The 17,929-nt window shown below is 53.6% G+C and carries 12 protein-coding genes; 8 read left to right on the top strand and 4 right to left on the bottom strand.

The annotated features are described in order from the left end of the window. Positions 1-75: 75 nt before the first annotated feature. Positions 76-1,146: a uracil phosphoribosyltransferase gene (locus TPRIMZ1_RS0106640; RefSeq protein WP_010256668.1), complete on the top strand. Its 1,071-nt coding sequence runs from the start codon at positions 76-78 to the stop codon at positions 1,144-1,146. Beyond that, positions 1,143-2,177 carry a tetratricopeptide repeat protein gene (locus tag TPRIMZ1_RS0106635; protein WP_010256665.1) on the top strand — a complete coding sequence of 345 codons (1,035 nt, stop codon included), beginning with the start codon at positions 1,143-1,145 and terminating at the stop codon, positions 2,175-2,177. The genes TPRIMZ1_RS0106640 and TPRIMZ1_RS0106635 overlap by 4 nt, the downstream gene beginning before the upstream one ends. Here TPRIMZ1_RS0106635 and TPRIMZ1_RS0106630 read toward each other — a convergent pair. Further along, positions 2,174-6,877: a hypothetical protein gene (locus TPRIMZ1_RS0106630; protein WP_010256662.1), complete on the bottom strand. Its 4,704-nt coding sequence runs from the start codon at positions 6,875-6,877 to the stop codon at positions 2,174-2,176. The two genes, TPRIMZ1_RS0106635 and TPRIMZ1_RS0106630, sit on opposite strands and share 4 nt — an antisense overlap. 157 nt (positions 6,878-7,034) lie before the next feature. On the opposite strand from TPRIMZ1_RS0106630, the gene TPRIMZ1_RS0106625 reads away from it, so the two are divergent. Both TPRIMZ1_RS0106625 and TPRIMZ1_RS0106620 read left to right on the top strand, forming a co-directional pair. Further along, on the top strand, positions 7,035-7,322 hold the full coding sequence (locus TPRIMZ1_RS0106625) for a DUF503 domain-containing protein (RefSeq protein WP_026043574.1): 288 nt from the start codon (positions 7,035-7,037) through the stop codon (positions 7,320-7,322). A 9-nt stretch (positions 7,323-7,331) separates the two neighbouring features. Beyond that, the gene (locus TPRIMZ1_RS0106620; protein ID WP_010256656.1) at positions 7,332-7,979 is read left to right on the top strand and encodes a hypothetical protein; all 648 of its coding nucleotides are present in this window, start codon (positions 7,332-7,334) and stop codon (positions 7,977-7,979) included. On the opposite strand, the gene TPRIMZ1_RS0106615 is transcribed toward TPRIMZ1_RS0106620, so the two are convergent. Then, a complete protein-coding gene (locus tag TPRIMZ1_RS0106615) occupies positions 7,971-10,001 on the bottom strand; it encodes a hypothetical protein (RefSeq protein WP_010256652.1) in 2,031 nt (676 codons plus the stop codon). The two genes, TPRIMZ1_RS0106620 and TPRIMZ1_RS0106615, sit on opposite strands and share 9 nt — an antisense overlap. Before the next feature lie 205 nt (positions 10,002-10,206). On the opposite strand from TPRIMZ1_RS0106615, the gene TPRIMZ1_RS0106610 reads away from it, so the two are divergent. The 4 genes from TPRIMZ1_RS0106610 (at position 10,207) to hrpB (ending at position 16,551) form a co-directional block, all read left to right on the top strand. Next, positions 10,207-10,857 carry a hypothetical protein gene (locus TPRIMZ1_RS0106610; RefSeq protein WP_232616762.1) on the top strand — a complete coding sequence of 217 codons (651 nt, stop codon included), beginning with the start codon at positions 10,207-10,209 and terminating at the stop codon, positions 10,855-10,857. 12 nt (positions 10,858-10,869) lie between these two features. Continuing rightward, the gene (gene trmB, locus TPRIMZ1_RS0106605) at positions 10,870-11,538 is read left to right on the top strand and encodes a tRNA (guanosine(46)-N7)-methyltransferase TrmB (protein WP_010256646.1); all 669 of its coding nucleotides are present in this window, start codon (positions 10,870-10,872) and stop codon (positions 11,536-11,538) included. Between the two features lie 3 nt (positions 11,539-11,541). Further along, complete coding sequence (ligA, locus tag TPRIMZ1_RS0106600) at positions 11,542-13,521, top strand: NAD-dependent DNA ligase LigA (protein ID WP_010256644.1); 1,980 nt, start codon at positions 11,542-11,544, stop codon at positions 13,519-13,521. A 462-nt stretch (positions 13,522-13,983) separates the two neighbouring features. Beyond that, positions 13,984-16,551 (top strand): ATP-dependent helicase HrpB, encoded by a 2,568-nt coding sequence (gene hrpB, locus TPRIMZ1_RS0106590; RefSeq protein ID WP_010256640.1) that lies wholly within the window; start codon positions 13,984-13,986, stop codon positions 16,549-16,551. Here the strand turns inward: hrpB and TPRIMZ1_RS0106585 are convergent. Further along, the gene (locus TPRIMZ1_RS0106585; RefSeq protein WP_010256636.1) at positions 16,548-17,144 is read right to left on the bottom strand and encodes a hypothetical protein; all 597 of its coding nucleotides are present in this window, start codon (positions 17,142-17,144) and stop codon (positions 16,548-16,550) included. The two genes, hrpB and TPRIMZ1_RS0106585, sit on opposite strands and share 4 nt — an antisense overlap. A gap of 38 nt (positions 17,145-17,182) precedes the next feature. Next, positions 17,183-17,836, bottom strand: a complete 654-nt coding sequence (gene tmk, locus TPRIMZ1_RS0106580; protein WP_010256631.1) for a dTMP kinase — start codon at positions 17,834-17,836, stop codon at positions 17,183-17,185. Between the last annotated feature and the right edge of the window lie 93 nt (positions 17,837-17,929).

Raw genomic sequence — 17,929 nt, 5'->3', positions numbered from 1 at the left:
AAAGTCTCCCGGGAATACCGGGGGCTTTTTTTTTATCCCCCTTCCTGCTATGGTGTTATACGATAGGGGTCAAAAATGAATAAGGTCGTTTTAAAAGCGGAAGATTTGGACGGATACCTTACTGAAGCGGATAAGAATTATCTGGCAAAAATGGATGCGCTGTACCAGGAGGCGTTGGGGTGCTTTAACATCCTGAGCCGAACCAGTTCTGTGGCGGAACGGAAACAGGCGGAGGATACCCTTATCGCTCTCTATAACGACATGGGCAGCATAATGCAGGAAATCTGCAAGGGCGGTGAGGGTATCCAGGTGTACTCCTTTTTAACCCCCAACGAAAGCCATGCCGAGGCGTCCCGGCTTATCGCCAAGCTCCGGGATGTGCGGACCGAAAACCAGGAATTTGTGTACTACATCCAGCGGGCTTATGAGATGCTCTTCAAGCTTGCCTACGGAGGGAAGACCGGGGAAACGAAAAATCACCTTATTGTTAAGACCCCGGTGACTGTTCCGGCGCAGAATTATGCGGTCCATAAGATCACGAACATTGACAGCCGTATTGAAAATACGGTGATGTGCGTCATGCTCCGCGGCGCCCTGCTCCCTTCGATGATCATGTCTAAGGAGATACAGGAATACTCTTCCCACGGTTATGTGACCCCCTTTGCCCTGTTCCGGATACGCCGGGACGATTCTAAACATGAAAACGATATGGAATACATTCTGGATCTGGACCGGTCCTATTTTAAATTAGCGGATCTTGACGGCAAGGATCTGGTTTTTGCGGATCCCATGAACGCCACCGGTGGAAGTTTGGTAACCGTGGTAAAGTACCTCCTGGACCAGGGTATTAAGCCCCGGTCGGTTCATTTTTTAAATGCCATCGCTGCCCTTAAGGGGGCCCTCCGGGTGGTTAGGGCTTTGGATAACTGCCAGGTTTATACCCTCTGGATGGATCCGGTCCTGAACGATGCTGCGTATATCATGCCCGGTCTTGGGGATGCGGGTGACCGTATCAATGGCAAGGATATGGAGGAGTATCCCCGGAATATTATTCAGCTTGTCGCGGATTACGGGTCCAATATAGCAAAACTGTACCGGGCACAGCTTCGGGAAATTGAGCATACGGTTCTCGGCACACACAAATGAAGTCAGTAATACTGTTTTTAGTTATCGCTTCCCTTTGTTTTTCCGGCTGCGCATCCCAGGGAGCAGCTTCTGCGGAGGAGTACTTTTCCCTTGGTATGGCCTATTTTGAGCTGGGGAAATACGCGGAGGCGGAAAAGTGGCTGAACCGGGCCCGTTCGATTGATAAGACTAAGACTGCTTCCGAATACAACCTGGGCAGAATAGCCTATGAAACAGGCCGTTTTGATGATGCGGTTAGACATTTTGACCGGGTCCTTGCACGGGACAAGGATAATGTGTTGGCCCTCAAATCTGCGGCCTATTCGCGGATAAAGACCGGGGATCTTAGCGGGGCGGAGACACTGTACAAGAGGGTTCTGGAGCTGGAACCGGACAGCGTTGACCAGGGATACAATTATGCCATGGTGCTGATGGCCATGGATAAGCCGGAAAATGCAGAAGAGGTTCTTCTAAAATACAAACTTACCATGGCGGATAATAAGGATACGCTGCTTCTTCTGGCACGGACGCAAAAAGCGCAGAACAAGGTAGAAGCGGTGGATACCTATAGCCAATGGCTTGCGGAAAATAACGATACAAAAGTACGGTATGAATATGCCCAGGTATTGGAGTCCGGTCAATTTTACGCCCGGGCTCTGGAGGAATACCGGACGGTTGTAACCGCTCTTCCCCAGGGACGGTCCTTCTCGGACGCCGCATTAAACGATCCCACTGCCCTTGAGCGGACGGCGGTTCGTTTTATTATCGCCCGGCTTTTGCTGGTCGCCGACTCGGAAAAGGATGATGGTATCAAAGAATTGGAAACAGCGGTAACCGAAGGCTTTACGGACACAGAAAAGCTAACGACCCTCCTTGATGAAACGGGCATTTCCGCCGCCCACAAAGATGAGATTCGCCGGGTTATTGACGGCATTAACAAGGCTAAGGTGGAGAAGGAAGCTGCGGACAAGGCGGCTGCGGAAAAAGAAGCAGCAGAAAAGGCCGCTGCAGAGCTTGAAGGGGTACCGAATGAGCCCGATGCTTCTTCCTAGAAACTAATGTTCAAGGTTGTTCCAATTGTGGCGATGAAAGACAGTATATCCGTGCCCGCATCATGGGTGACGTTTAATTTTTCGAAGGCGGAAAGGGAAAGCCGCCCCAGGATACGGATTATAGATTCGTGCCCAAGAATTACCGACAGCTTTGGATCCTCCGCTGTGGTATCAATAACCAGTTCCAGGGACTCCTGCCGTAAACGTTCATATTCCATCTCCGCCATGCGGGAGAGGGCAGGCCAGTTAGGGCTATTCTGTACTTTGCCGCAGTACCAGTCATAGAGAAGCCCCAGGAGGGTCTTTTTTGCCGGTACGGTCCATTCCAGGGTAAATCCGTCAAGAATACCGTAACTGCTTCCCGTTGTGTCCGCCGTAATGGTATTGGAAAGGGACAGGACCGCTCCTGAAAAACCAAAAAAGTCCAACCCAAGTTCATCCTGGAAACGCCAGGATAGGGATTCATTTTTAGGGACATTTACCACGGCGATCAGGGTATGGCGGAATTCGTCGGTTTGGTAAAACGTAAAAAGTGGAACCGTCCCCAGGGCGCCGAAGATATTGAGGGAGGAAAAGCTTAGGGATGTACCATAGGAGAGCATATCAAAGGGGGTGTCCAGTTTTTTCTCCAGGGTACGGGTGATTCCAGCGTCAATTTCCCGGGGTAAGAAAAGGGAAGAAAGGCCGAAATGTTCCGGCAGGTAAAGGGTAATGGCGGATCTATCCGTGAAGATGCCCGCATCAAACAGATCCGCCGAATCGGATTTTTCCTGAGCCCTTGTTATACCGGTTCCCCAATCGGGATCATAGAGGGCATACAGGGGTATTGCGTACCATAGGGGGAGTGAATCCTCCAGGGCTTCGGTATATTTGGAGAGGTCATCCGAGATATCCATTCCTGCGTAACGTAAATTCCGCCGGAAGTACCGTTCCTCCCGGAAGCGGAGCCGGTAGCTGCCCAGGCTAAGGGGGAATTCCAAGCGTCCCCGGGTTTCCGATTGGGTTATAAGAGTAGCTTTTGTAACGTTCGAAATTCCCTCCAGGGATAGTTCAAGCCCTAAAGGCGCCGTTGCAAGATTTGTTTTGAACAGAGCCTCCGCTTCACGCTTAGATGCGCCGGAGCCCGGATCGATTACCATGTCCGGCCAGCTCTGTACCCAGGTTTCGCCGTAATTGCTAAGCAGCCTCCCGATAGAATTTTCCGTCCACTTTGCGGAGGATCCCATGGAAAAACCCAGTGGAAAAGCGGGGCTATCGTTTATCCCCAGAGCCGCCTGCCATTGCCGTTCCAGTTTTTCATCTTCATAGGTAATATTCGATTTCATATTGGTATATAGCGTTGTTGCGAGATCCAGGCCAAAGCCGTGAAGCATGGCGTTGTCCAGGGGGGAATCTGAAAAGGATTCGCGAAACGAGAATGGCCCCCAGGACCGGGAAACAACATGGCCCGCACTCCAGTTATTATCATCCGTGGAAACGGCGAGGGTAAGATCTCCCTCCAGTTGGGCGCCTAAAAAGCGTATGCTTCCGTTGGATCTGCTTTCAAGTCCCGCAAATCCATCCGTTTCCGGGATAAAGGGTTCACCCCGCAGACCGGTCTCCAAGGCGGTTCTTATGCTAAGGTCCTCCAGCACCGGTATGTTCCCGTAACTGGCCAGGGTTCCCGGCTGGGTCCATTCCGCTGAGCCCCCGGCGTTGGTGCGGTAGAAGGAGACGGCGTCCTCCAGAATAAGCTCATCGATAGAAAAGCTGCCCGCTTGTAGTGTTGCTGCGCCGGTAGGCGTGAGAAAGGCGGCCATATATGCCGCTTGGCCTGATGTTCCGTAGCCGTCCGCCTGCTCTCCGCTGTTTTTCCGCAGTGCATCCTGACGGTACTGCACATATTGGCTGCCCGATCCTTCCCAGCCGTTAACCGAGACCCGGCGTTCCCCTGCTCCGTAGCGGACCTCCACCTTTGTCCATTCGCCGCCGGGAAGGGAAGCAAGGGCTGTTCCCGGAATGCGTACATCCAGGGCTAACTCCTGTTCCTGTTTAAGGGAATCCGGCCCGCGGCCCAGGATGAAGCGAAACTGGGTGTTGTGTAGATCGGTTTTCGGTGTTTTTAGAAAAAAACTTAGGACCCGGTAGTTTTCCAGCGGGATGGCTGCTGCTCTGCCGTCGGCCCCGGCGGCTTCGGAACCGATCATATCTTCCCATCGGACTTCCAGGACCTGCTGCCGCGCAGATTCCGGGTGGAGCCGGTTAATCATATCGGGGTACTTCGAACGGAGACCGGTGTCGGACAGTTCCGCCAGGGAAACCGATCCCGCAGCATTAGTATCCGGAGCGGTTTTGATTTCGCCGCCGCTTACGGTAATGGGCCTCCAGGATGCGCCGTAGAGTACCGGTTTGCCGACAAGGATTTTGCCGGAAAATGGAACGGAAGCAGTATTGCTAATTATCAGAAAGCGCATATACCGGGCGCCCTGGAGTTTCCTGCGGTCCGTATCGGTGAGATAGAGTTTTCCTTTGCTTGTTTCCCATTCCCCCGATGGGGTATCGGTGAAATCAAACAGCACCCTTTCTACTATCAGATCCGGGTTCTCCGATGCCGGAGTATCCTTGTCCGCCATGGAACCAAACTGAACCACCAGTTTAACCGTACCCGCCGGGGGAGGGGATCCGTAGAACCGGAAGGGGACGATGAGCTGCCGGGCCCGTTCCAGAAGCTCCCCATCGGAACCCAGGGGAACCTGAAAACCGGTCCAGGTTTTTACATCCCCGTCCAGATCTTCCGGCTCTGCGGTAAAAACTTCGTTGTAAACAGAATCCTTAACCGGGTAGGGACCGTCTTTGTCCGAAACAAAGGTACTGCCGGACCAGTCTATGGGCATGAGGCTGGTGGATCCCAGGATATCCGTATTCCGGTAATTCCGGTAAACCAGATCCGCCCTTTTGTCTTTCTCGTAGCCCTTTGGGGTTTCGGAAATAAAACCTGAGGAACTTGAGACTGAAAGCACTATTTCTGAGTTGCCCTCCATGCCGGCAATACGGTAGAGACCGGTGGTATCGGACTGTTCAAAGCCCAGCCCCAGGGTAAGCCCTGTCTTGAGGCGTTCAAAGCGCCAATCCGCCCTTGCCCCAAGACCTACAGTTCCTGGGCTTGAGGCGCTTTCTTCGGAAAATGATTCGCCTGCGACGTTCCAGCGTACCCCTATTCCCAGGCCGGATGAGAAGGGGCCGCCGGGGTTATAAACCGCTCCGATACCTGCGGCAAGGCTTCCAAGGCGGGTTTCTTCACTCCGTTTAAGATAGGTAATCCGGATTATTTCCGAGGGGCCCACGGGATTTTTAAGTTGAACAACGCCGCTTCCGGCGTTATAGGAAATATTCGGATCCGAAAGTCCTCCGCGGAAAACTTCCACCGATCCGGGAACCACATCGGTTCCTATATCGTAGACCCCGGCGGGACCGTAATTGGTAAAACGGAGGGTCAGGTCCTGGTTGAATTTGCCTCCCCCGGGCAGATAAATTGCCGGGGAACCTATCAGGGGCCAGCGGGTTTGGGCATCCCGGGGGTTTGAAGAACTGGCTAGATTGACTAGCTCGTAAATTCCCCGCTGGGTTTCCGGAACCGGGAGCAGGGGAAGATTGGCGGATACCAGGGTATCCGTTAACGGCAGCACCTCAAACCCGCTGATACGTTCACCCGTGGAGGCTGTGGCTAGTACGGCCTGGGCGGAACTGCTGGCGGGGGCGCTGTAACGGTTCTGCCGCTCAAAGGGGGAGAAGGATCCCGGTTCGTAAATAATTAGGGCATTAATACCGTTGATGACGGCTATACCGGGCTTTCCGGTGCCGCCGGGCTGGGGATACTCTTCAAGTTTTATATCGATACGGGTGGAATCAAAATAGTCCTGAACTTCCCCAAGGAAACCGGTCTTGGCGCTATAACTTCCCGGATCAGCATCCGCGCCGGGGTACCATACCGCCACCATACCCTTAGGCTCTGCGGCCAGTTCCAGAAGGCCGTAACGGGCGCTTACCCCGTATTCACCGGGCAGGGCTTTTCGCCATCGGCGTCCGGAATTATCCCAAAGATCCCCCGCCTTATCCTCAAGGTATACCACCGGGGCGGCGCTGATATTCTCCTGGGGGAGCACAAAGGACCGGCCCCTGAGTATACGATCCGGGGAAACCTGGGAATAGGTCCGTTCCCGGTTACCCACAAAGATACGTTCCTCCCGGGCAGCGGCGTCATAGCGGAACATACTGTGGAGGGTCCAGGAACCAATGCCAAAACGGCCGTAGGCGCCGAAGGAATAGGCGGAATCGCCCCCTAAATCAAGGTAGGGAAACAGGGGATAATCCAGGCCGGTATTTCCAACCCCCACATATTGGATAGCTTCTCCGTCCTTGCCTTGGTATCCGGCGCGGTAGGTATTGAGATCATAATCGTCCAGAAAGCTGGTCTCCAGAAACCAGCGCTCCCGGAGCCATAGGGAAAGGGTCATGTCCGCTTCCTGGGCAAAAAGGATGGGGGAATCCACGGAAGCCGCCTGCAGGCCCAGGTCGCTGTGGGATAGGCCCCAGCTGCCGGTAAGGGTTCCCTTCCAGGAACCCTTTAAAAACAAGGATACATCCGAATCGCCCAGGTCAAAGCTGAGCAATTCCGGGGAAGCCTCCTCGCTGACCGCCTGGTTCAGGCGTTCTACTTGCAACGAAGTTTCCCGCGCAAGATCATCCTCCGCTGGAAGGACCGGAAGTACCCAAAGGAGAAAAAGTATTTTTAATATGCACCGTATACCCCTAGGTGGACTCTTCTCCTGCGTGGGACTTCGCAAAGCATACATTTATAATGTATAATAACCTATAATAATGATTGTTTCTATGATACAGGTGATTTTTCAAATACCCGATGTGGACAGTATCAAGGCGAAGCGGCAGATCGTCCGTTCCGTCAAGGATAAGCTCCAGCGTCGGTTCCACATGAGCGCCGCCGAGGTGGATCTCCAGGATTCCCTGTCCTTTGCCCAAATAGGCGGGGCTCTTGTGTCGAATTCCAAGGTCTTTGGGGAGACGGTGCTCCAAAAGGCCTTTGCGATGATTGAAAACGAAGTGCCGGTCCGTATTCAGGATGTGAGCATCTATTCCGAAGAATTTTAGGGGATATTGATGATAGGAAAGAAGACGCCATTCCTGCTGCTTGCCGCGGCCCTTGTGTTCAGCTCCTGTGTGGGGGTTGCCACGGATATTGTGATACACCGCGACGGTTCAGGGACCATTGCAATGGAGTACCGCCTTTCCCGGGAGTTCGAATCCCTGGGGAAGCTGGACGGCAATGAGCGCTGGCCCCCGCTTCCCGTAGGGAAGGCTGACTTTGAACGGACCGTTGCCCGGGTCGAGGGACTTTCTCTGCGATCCTTTACCACAAAGACCACCGAGCAGGACGTGATCAGTCAGGCAAAACTGGATTTTACCAGTTTGGAAGCCCTGGTACGTTTTCTGGATGCCTCCGGACAGCGGGCAACCCTGACCCGCGATGGGGGAAAGAACCGGCTTACCCTGGGTTTCAACGGCGCCCCCGGTACGGAGCCGGAACTGCTGGCCCTGGTTTCAGCGCTAATGGAGGGCTATTCCCTGAATTTCAGCCTTACCCTGCCGGCAAACGCTGAACTGCACATCCTGGATGGGCATGGAGGCGTCCTGACAAGCCCCCCGGTGGGAATAGTAAGCGTACAGGGAACTAAAGCCGGCTTTTCTTCTCCCATGGCGGATCTACTCTCCTCTTCACAGGCGGTAAATCTGGAAATCCTATGGTAGTGGATTACTTGCTATCCCGACGGGGTAGCGGTGAATGATCCTGAGTTGGAAGTCCTCACCGGGCTGTTCCGAATAGAGCGCCTCCGCCCGAAGGAATCCTGAAAAATCAAGGGGCACCACAATTTCTGTGATAAAAGGATTGGGAGGCCCTTCCCCAAGGACAAATTCGATAGAATTCCTGTTTGGAGAACCATCGTCCTCAATATACCGGAAGGGCATGGGAGCAGCGTAAATAACCGGCATTTCATCCGCAATGGTACCATCCAGGTACAGGTTGAACCGGAGGGGCTTTCCCGGCGCTTCCAGGGTGATATCCAGGGTCCTCCGTTCCAGCAGGATACGGTCCTTTACGTTCATCCCGAGAACGTTAGTATTCCCGGCGGTATCGTCTACGATTTTCTGTACCGGCAGCTTGATCGGATAACGGATAAAGAGCGATGTGCCTATCCCCAGAATAACTGTGGTGAAGACGAGAAAGCTAAGCCTTGGAATCATACGTACCAGAAGTTTTAACCGGCTGGGGGTGGATTTTTTATCCCTTGACGGCAGCAATAGGGTTCCCCGTTTTAGGGTGATGAAAAATGGCAGGGATATCAGGGCAATATAGAGGATAATTGCGGTATTCCCTGAAAGTATGAGGGATCCGAGCCGCCTGTTTCCCCCCCGGACAATGGTGAGCATGGTGGAGAAGCCCAGGAGAAATGCCAGAAAACCGCAGAGCCAGACGAGCAGTGGCTTTTTGATACAGGCCGCCATGAAGGTAAAGACAAAGATCCATAGAAATATGGGAATGAAGGTGATATCAAAAAATGCAGACAGAAGTATTTCCAGGGAAACCAGGATTACCGAGGCGTTACCGTAGAAATTTGCCCTCCGGGGTACGTAGATCAAATTTCCCAGGGGAGAAATGAAGGTAAAGAGGGCGATCCCAAGCAGGAGCTGCGCAACCGTGGTTCCGTAAAAAAGCATGGTCCCCGGGGCAAAGTTTTCCGCCCTGTTTGCTTTCCCGGCCATGAACTGAAACACCAGGGCCGCTCCTCTTAAAGAAAGGATCAGCAGGATGTAATACAGGAAAAGTATCCAGGACCGCTTGAGAAAGACCTTCCATTGAACCACCAGCCGAAACCGAAAAACCACAGAATAGATAAGAATCGCAAGGAAAAGCAGGGCCGCAATGGTCAGGAAGAATATCACCGTAGTATATTCGGGTATAAAAAAAATGTTTCCGGCGAATTGGAATATCAGATAATGATAATCGGGATTTTCTATCCCAATGTCTATGGAATTGGCATAGTCAAACAACAGGGTATCCAGGTCCACGATGCCACCGGAGGCGGTATTGGACCCCGTAAGGTACAGCGCCGACAATCCCCGGGAAAGGGCGAATTCCAGGGCCGGTGGACCATCCGCCAAGGCGAGTTTATATATTTCATTGGAACTGATACCCAGGGTATAGGGGATTGCCCGGGAATCGCAAAGCTGTCCCAGGGGCCTTAGGAGATTCAAGGGCGCCAATTCCCTCCGCGCTCCATGGTGGATTACCATTTCCGATATTTCCCCATACATATCCAGATATATCAGGGCGGTATCTTCGGGAACTTCAAGCCGGGAATAAAGATCCCGAAGGCCCAGGTTATGGGGGGCCGACCATTCATCCGCTAAAAAGGCCACCAAAATATCAGTTTTAGGCTCAGTTTTAAGGATCCTGTCCATAAAGTTCAGGGCAATCTCAAAGGCATAGGGAAAATTTCTCCCGTCATCCCCGGTAAAGGAAAGGGGTACCGCCAAAATGAAGGTCCCCTGTTTTTTCTCCTCCCCATTGGGGGAGGCGGGAAGGGATACATAGATAGAGGAGCCGAACCCGCCGTACTCGGTGAAGAGGGGACGTAGTTCAAAGGGTATTTTTCGTTCATTCAGGATACCCGCAAGTATGGCCCGGCGGGAATCTTCCAAGTCGTTACCAAAAAGAACCCCGGGCAGGACAAAAAGAAGGATTAAAACTAAGCGCCGGATAAATGTCACCTGTCAAACATAGACCTTAGAACTACCCGCGTCAAGAAAGGGACGTACACCCCGATGGGACAAGAAAAAACGGCGCACCCTGTTCCCCCTCCCCGCGCCCGTCTTTGCCGATAAAATACAAAAAACCTTCAAATAAACCAGCCCAGCTCATACACCTTGTTTTTTATCCTCCCCCGGGGTTATAGTTAGTCGTAAGGATAGTTTTGTGTATCGTTCAATGCTGTGTTTTTTATTTTCCCTGTCCCTGTTATTGGCCCTGTCCTGTTCTCGGGCGGAACCGAATATCGCCTATGGAACCCTCAGGCTGGTTTATTTCCAGGGATCCCTGGGCCCTGAAGAACGATTTTCCTTTTTTGTAATCCCCGAGGATGATGACGGCATTGCGGATCTTTCGGATCTCTACCTGTACCAAGACCGGGAGGGGCTTTGCTGGCACTTGACCTCCAATGACTGGGTGGTCATTTCCAATGAAGGGCAAACATGGGTAGGCAGCAGGAATATTGCCATGATTGATGATGGAGTCCTGCCCCGGGGTCAGTTCCGGGCAGTTCTGGTTGACAAAGGGGGTGAACAGACGGAACGGCTATTTTCCTTTGATGCTCCCCAGGAAGCCCGGCATCCCTTTCCGTTTTTGCATATCAGTAATGGCCGTTACAGTATAGAGTCGGAATACCCGGAACATTATTTTATCTGTTATGACGGGACGGGAGCTTTTTTAAAAACCATTCCTGTTGAATATTCCGAGGGAGATCTCTCAAGCTTGGATATGCCCAAGGAGACCCTGGCCATTGCCCTCTGGGATGAGGAAAGCGAATATTTTACCTCAGCCTTAACCGATGTAGTTTCCATACGATAGGGTATTGAAGCCATGGCATACGGTATTAAAAGCTATGTTCTTCGCGCCGGGCGGATGAGTGTTGCCCAGCGCCGTTCCTACGAAACCCTGTCTTCCGGCTTCTGTATCCCCTTTGCGGCGGCCCCTTTGGATTTTCCCCGTGCCTTTGGTAATGAAAACCCCGTAACCCTTGAGATTGGTTTTGGCATGGGCGTAGCTACCGCCATGATTGCCCAGGAAAATCCGGATAAAAACTATCTTGGCATTGAGGTTCACCGTCCCGGCATAGGCAGGCTGCTCTGGGAAATCGAGAGCCGGGGCCTTTCAAACATCCGCATCATCGAATACGACGCGGTGGATGTGCTTGGGAAGATGATAAACGCCGCATCCCTTTCGGGTATTCATATTTTCTTTCCCGATCCCTGGCCTAAAAAACGCCACCATAAGCGGCGTCTTATCGTCCGCCCCTTTACCAATCTGCTTGCAGAAAAGCTGCGCCCCGCAGCGTATGTCTATATGGTTACCGACTGGGCCGATTATGGTGATTGGGCCCTGGCGGAGCTGTCCGCTACAGCGGGGCTGAAAAACCCTTACCCGGATTTTGCTGAACCTCAGAGCTGGAGGCCCCAAACCAAGTTTGAGCGGAAGGGGCTTGAGAAAGCCCATGAGGTAAGGGAATTGTTCTTTATAAAGGAAGGATAAGGGATGAGCGGTAAAGATAGAATAACTACGCTTGAGCGATTAATTCAGAAATATCAGAAATCCTATTACGACGGCGCGGCAGAAATTGCGGACGCCGAATTTGATCTTCTCTGGGATGAATTAAAGACCCTTGATCCCGCCAATCCGCTGTTTGCTAAGGTGGGGGCGGATGATACCGATGGCTTTCCCAAGGCTAAACACCTTATCCCCATGGGGAGCCAGGAGAAGGCCGCCAACCCCGCCGAGTTCCGCGCATGGGCTGTAAAGATGGGCCTAGGTTCCGGTGACGTCGATTCAGCGGCCGGATCAGGACTGGCTTTCATTGTTCAGTATAAACTGGACGGCGCCAGCCTGGAGCTGCAATATGAGAAGGGCAAACTGGTCCGTGCTATTACCCGGGGGGATGGGAGCATCGGGGATGAGATTACCGCGAACGCCCGGCGTATGGCCGGGGTACTCCCCGCTTTGTCTGTTCCTTTTTCCGGCGGAGTCCGGGGGGAAGTGGTGATGAGCCGTGCGGTTTGGCAGGAAAAGTACACCGATAAGGCAAATTGCAGAAATGCGGCGAATGGGATCATGCGCCGCAAGGATGGCGCCGGCTGTGAGGACCTCAATTTAATTGCCTACGATGCCGCAGCGGAGGGTGATGATACTTATTTTAAGGACGAAAAACAAAAAATAGGATGGTTAAAAAAACAGGGCTTTGAGGTTACGGTTACCAAAGAATTTTCCGATCCCGAAGAAGTGATTACGTACCGGGCGGAGGTGGCGGCCATGCGGGAAAAACTTCCCGTGGACATTGACGGCCTTGTGGTAAAGGACCCCCGTACGGATATGACCGACCTGCGCAGGGCAAGGCCGGAAAGACAGATCGCCTTTAAGTTTGAATTGGAAACCGCCTTTAGCATACTCCGTTCCGTTGAATGGAGTGAAAGCGGCGCCACCTATACTCCAATTGGGGTGGTAGACCCGGTGCGTATAGCGGGGACCACGGTACAGCGGGCCAATCTCAACAATCCGCAAATGATCCGGTCCCTGGGCCTTATGATAGGTTCCGCAGTATGCGTGGTAAAACGCGGGGAAATTATCCCCAAGATCGAAGGACTTGCCCCCGATGGATCTCTGCCCGCAGAATCACTGCCTGCTGAAAAAACAGAAATACTATTTCCAAAGCACTGTACGTCCTGTAACACGGAGCTTGTGGACGGCGGTACCCGGCTGTACTGCCCAAACCCCGGCTGCCCCAAGCGGCTCCACCACCGGCTGGAAAAATGGGTGTCGGTACTGGATATACGGGAGCTGGGGGAAAAGCTGATCCTTCAGCTCTTTGACAAGGGCCGGATCCGGCAGATTGCCGATTTTTATACCCTGGAAGCAGGGGAACTTGCAGAATATGAGCGCATGGGGGAACTTTCCGCCGCCAAGGTTGTCCGCCACATTCGTACGCCCCGATCCCTGTCCCTGGCGGCCTTTGTTGCAGGTTTTGACCTTGAGGGGGTGGGGGAGACAATTATGGACAAGGTTTCCGCCGCCGGATTCGATACCCTGGAAAAACTCCGTTCCGCTCCGGTGGAGGAACTCGCCGCTGTCTACGGCCTGGGGGATATCACCGCCCGCACTATTGTTGAGGGCCTTACGGAAACTGCGGAGGAGATGGATAGGGTTCTCGCCGGGGGAATCATCAGTATTGCTCCTCCGCTTCCTCCGGACGCGACTCCTTTGCGGGGGAAGTCTTTTTGCTTTACCGGGGAGCTGGTCTCGATGAAACGCAATGAGGCTGAGGAAAAGATAAAGGCACTGGGGGCGTCGGCGAAATCATCGGTTGTAAAGGATTTGTCTTATCTGGTAACGAACGATCCTGAATCGGGATCGGGGAAGAATGCTAAGGCGCGGAAGTTGGGGGTGACTATTATTAGTGAGGAACAGTTTTTGTCGTTGTTGAAGGATCCTGGTAGTGTTGGAAAGAGAGAGGAGCTTTTTTAATGTATTTATCGGCAAAGACGGGTGGAGGGAGGGGCATCCCCGGCGCTCACACGCATGTAGAGTCTGCCTCCGCAGCCCCGCTACGCGGGTCTACTACGGCAGGGAATTCCATATGTGCTCGGCCAGGGATGCCCCTCCCTCCACCCGCCGATGTCAGAAATATAGATAGAAAGATCTTCTGTCTAACGCCTACTGAATAGGGGTAACTGCAATGTTCCTCTCCCGGCCCGCTGGTAGTGATATGTGCAGAAAGATATTCTGCAAAACATCTCTACTAAATAGGCGGTAACCGCCATGTTGCTCACCCGGCACGACGGTGTCGGCGATATGTAGAAGGATCTTCTGCCAAACATCTCTATTAAACAGGGGTAACTTCAATGTTCCTCTCCCGGCCCGCTGGTAGTGGTGGTATATGGTAAAGGAATTTTTTTCGAACGTTTGCGCAATAGGGGTAACTGTATTATGAACAGTCCGCTTATGGAAAGGCTTATTGGGACTCATCTTCCTTTGGCGGATCACTTGCAGGGTATCTGTGCGGCTGTTGGGGAAGGAGGGGCGCTGGTTATACGGTCGGATCCGGGGAGCGGGAAGTCTACGCTGGTTCCGTTGGCTTTGATGGAGAGCTTGGGGGAAGGGCGGATACTGGTGCTGGAACCGCGGCGGGCGGCGGCGCTGGGAATTGCTGGGCGTATGGCGGAGCTTGCTGGGGAACCTGTTGGGGGGCTGGTGGGGTATGCGGTAAGGCTTCTGCGGCAGGTTTCGGCGCGTACACGGGTTGAGGTGATTACCGAGGGGCTCCTGGTACGGCGGCTGCAGAACGACCCGGAACTTAAAGGGGTGTCTACGGTTATTTTTGACGAGTTTCATGAACGCAGTGTTCATACCGACCTTTCTCTGGCCATGGTTATGGATTTGCGGCGTATGGGATCGGCTGTCAATATCGTTGTTATGTCCGCAACCATGGACGCCGATGCTGTTGCGGCCTTTATCAATGCTCCTGTTATCGAATGCCCGGGCCGTGTCTTTCCGGTGGATATTTCGTACCGGCCTATTGCGGATTGGGCGCCCGGTGGTAAACCCCTGGGAAAGGCTGTGGGGGAGGCGCTGGGAAATATTCTGCATAACCCGGGGAGATCCGGCGGCAAAGAAGGGAATATACTGGTTTTTCTGCCCGGTAGACGGGAAATTGATGACGCCCGTTCTGCCTTAAACAATGCCGGGTTTGATCATGATTTTGATTTGTTTTCTTTGCACGGTTCCATGCCCCTGGATAAACAGCGGGAGCTTCTTTCCGAAAACAGTAATACTAAGCGGCGGATCATCCTTTCTACCAATGTTGCGGAAACGGGGCTTACAATACCGGGGGTCACCCTGGTGGTGGATTCCGGGTTTGCCAGGCTGGAACGTTACCATATCCCCAGCGGCATGAACCGGCTGAGCATGGAAGCTGTCAGCCGTCAGAGTGCGGAGCAGCGGGCGGGCAGGGCGGGGCGGCTCATGAGCGGACGCTGTGTCAGGCTTTGGGCGGAAAATGATGTCCGCCCGGCGGAAACGGAATGCGAGATCCGGCGTACCGATTTGTCATCCCTGGTTTTGGACTGTCTCTTATGGGGCGTCAAAAACAGGGAGGATCTTCCCTGGCTGGAAGTACCCCCCGCTTCTTCCTGGGATCGGGCTCTGGAACTCCTAAAAGAGCTGGGTGCAATTGATGCCGAAGGACATCCTACCGGTATAGGCAGGGTCATGGCGGATCTTGGTCTTGAACCGCGGCTTGCGAGGCTTTGTATCGCCGGCAAGGAACAGAAGCTTGCGTCCCTTGGCTGTGCCTCCGCAGCAATACTATCGGACCGCGATGGATCCGGCGTTGGTCCGGATCCGGATTTCAGGCTGCGTCTTTCAATCTTTCGTGGCGGGAAGGCCGGGCTGGAAAACAAAGTTTGGGTTGAACGTACCGTCCAAACAGTGGCGGATCTTCTTAAACGGCTGGGGCTGGCGAATGAAAAATTATCCTGGACCATGGAAGCGGAAGCCGGTGTGGGGGAGCTTTTGGGAACAGCCTTCCCGGACCGTATTGCCCGCCGCCGGGATGATCCGGCGGCAAACAAACGGGGCGGCATTGAAGGGGTTTTCCGTTTCAGCTCCGGCCGGGAAGGACGGCTTGCGGGACCGCTTGCCGCTTCGGAGTGGATAGTCGCGGCGGAGGTAGATGCCGGAGAGCGGCAGGGCTTTATACGGCTTGCAGCGCCGGTTACGGAAGAAACTGCCCTTGCACTATTGGGAAGGCAAATACGCGAAGAGAGCCGCATTGAGTGGAAGGGTCTTACCCCCCGGAGCATCGCAGTAAAGCTGGCGGGCCGGATTCCCCTTTCGGAAGAGCGCCGCCGCAGCCGCCGTGAAGAAATTATCCCGGCCTTGCCGGGTTTACTGAAAGAAACCGGTATTGTTATCCTCCCTTGGGAGGATGAGGCAGGGCATCCCCGCCGCCTTCTGGAACGGATCCGGTTTTTCAACAGTAATCGTGCTAAGGGGAGCATAACTTGCAACGAAGTTCCCCGCGCAACTTGCAACGAAGTTCCCCGCGCAGAAGCAGCGTGGACCGATGCGGCGCTTATCAACGATGCGGATCAATGGCTGGGCCCTTTTGTATGGGAAGGAGCGGAAAGCGGAAGCGGGCCAATCATCAGCGGGAAAGGTCTGGCGGATGCCCTTGCCGCACGGCTCGGCTGGGAAACAAAAAAAGAGCTGGATCGGCAAGCCCCGGAATACGTTAACCTCCCTAAGGGCCGCCGCCGTCCTATTGATTACAGTACCGGAGAACCGGTTTTGCGGATCCGCCTCCAGGATGCATTCGGCATAAAGGAAGCCAGTATATTATCCGTACCAATTGTGTTTCATTTATTATCCCCCGCGGACCGCCCAATCCAGGTTACCCGGGACCTGCCGGGCTTCTGGAAGGGATCATATGCGGAAGTACGAAAGGAAATGCGCGGCCGGTACCCGAAACATTTTTGGCCGGAATCTGGGGATTAGTACGTATTTTCGTCCATGGCTTGGAACTTTTCCCGGACCTGTTGCAGTAAACCCAGCTCTCGGGTAATTATTTTTTCATAGTTCAGCGTCCCGTCTTCGACCCGTCCGGCCTCGTCCTCCCAGAACTGGACCCGGCCCAGGTTGATGAACCGGAAGCGGCGGTCCTGGGCTTTTTCCGCCCAGTCCCGCGCGGCCTGCCAGTAATAGAGGGCGGTACGGAAACAGGTTTCGGCGGTTTCAAGGCTCTCCAGGTTTTGTTCTTTCCAGGGGGCGTTGTAGAAATAGGCGTTCCGTTTATTCCATTTGTTTCCCAGATACAGGTACTGCTCTATCAGTTTGAGGTGGGCGTGCATCATAAAGAGGTAACGGTACTTTTCCCACTGGGTCTCGTTTTCTATCAGGGCCATGGCGAAGAGGGGATTGGCAAAATCCGCCTTGATAGCCTGTTCCAGCCAGTAGATATTTTCCATGGTATCATCGGGGTTTTGTATATAATGCAGGTGGTAGAGCCGGTAGAACTGTTCCTTGTATTGAACATAATAGGCTTCCAGGGGGAGGGGATTTAGGGTTGTCAGTAGGATGATGCCGAGCATCAGAAATTTAATACGCCGCAGATTCCACGCTCCGAATTTCAGATTTCTCCTTTGAGTATCGGCATTTTTTCAAGCTCCCTCCAAACATCTGCAGCCACTTTTTCCGGACTTTGGGAGGCGTCTATGCTCACCGTCCGTACCCCTTCGCCGGCGTACCATGGCAGCAGTTCTCGATAAAGCAGGCGGACTTGTACCTGGAAGTCCCGGTATTCGAAGATTTCCTTTTCCGGGCGGTTTTCCAGCCGTTTTACCGCAATATCCGGGTCCAGGTCAAAGAAAAAAAGCAGGCCCGGGCCCGGGAAATCCCGGTTTAAAAGCATGGGCAGGTCCTCTTTACAGGTGATGCCCTGGTATACCAGAGAGGACAGCACATAACGGTCACAGACCACCAGCTCCCCTTGTGCGCAGTGTTCGGCGATGCCCCCCGGTCCGTAGAGGTGTTCCTGGCGGTCTGCGGAGAAAAGCCGGGCCAGGGTTTCCGGCTGGAGGGGGAGCTTTCCCCCCAAGGCTTGGCGGATTAGCTTCCCCACGGGGCCATCAGTTGGTTCCACCGTACTGTGGAGCTTGCACCGGGGTTTCCCCTTCGGGGCCGGCGGGGAAGCGGTAAAACGGCGGCGGAGAATTTCCATTTGGGTGGAAGTTCCGCTGCCATCGCCCCCCTCAAAAACGACGAAATTTGGTATAATACTCATTATGCGCTATGTTATACTATAGGGGCTTACGTGACAATTCGGCCGATACTGATAATGAGGTACTATAATTGAATGCAACATAGGGGTGGCTAT

This window comes from Treponema primitia ZAS-1 (assembly GCF_000297095.1).
Classification (GTDB): Bacteria; Spirochaetota; Spirochaetia; order Treponematales; family Breznakiellaceae; genus Termitinema; species Termitinema primitia_A.
The sequence above is the reverse complement of the archived record's forward strand: the minus strand, read 5'-3'. Positions and strand labels throughout refer to the sequence as shown.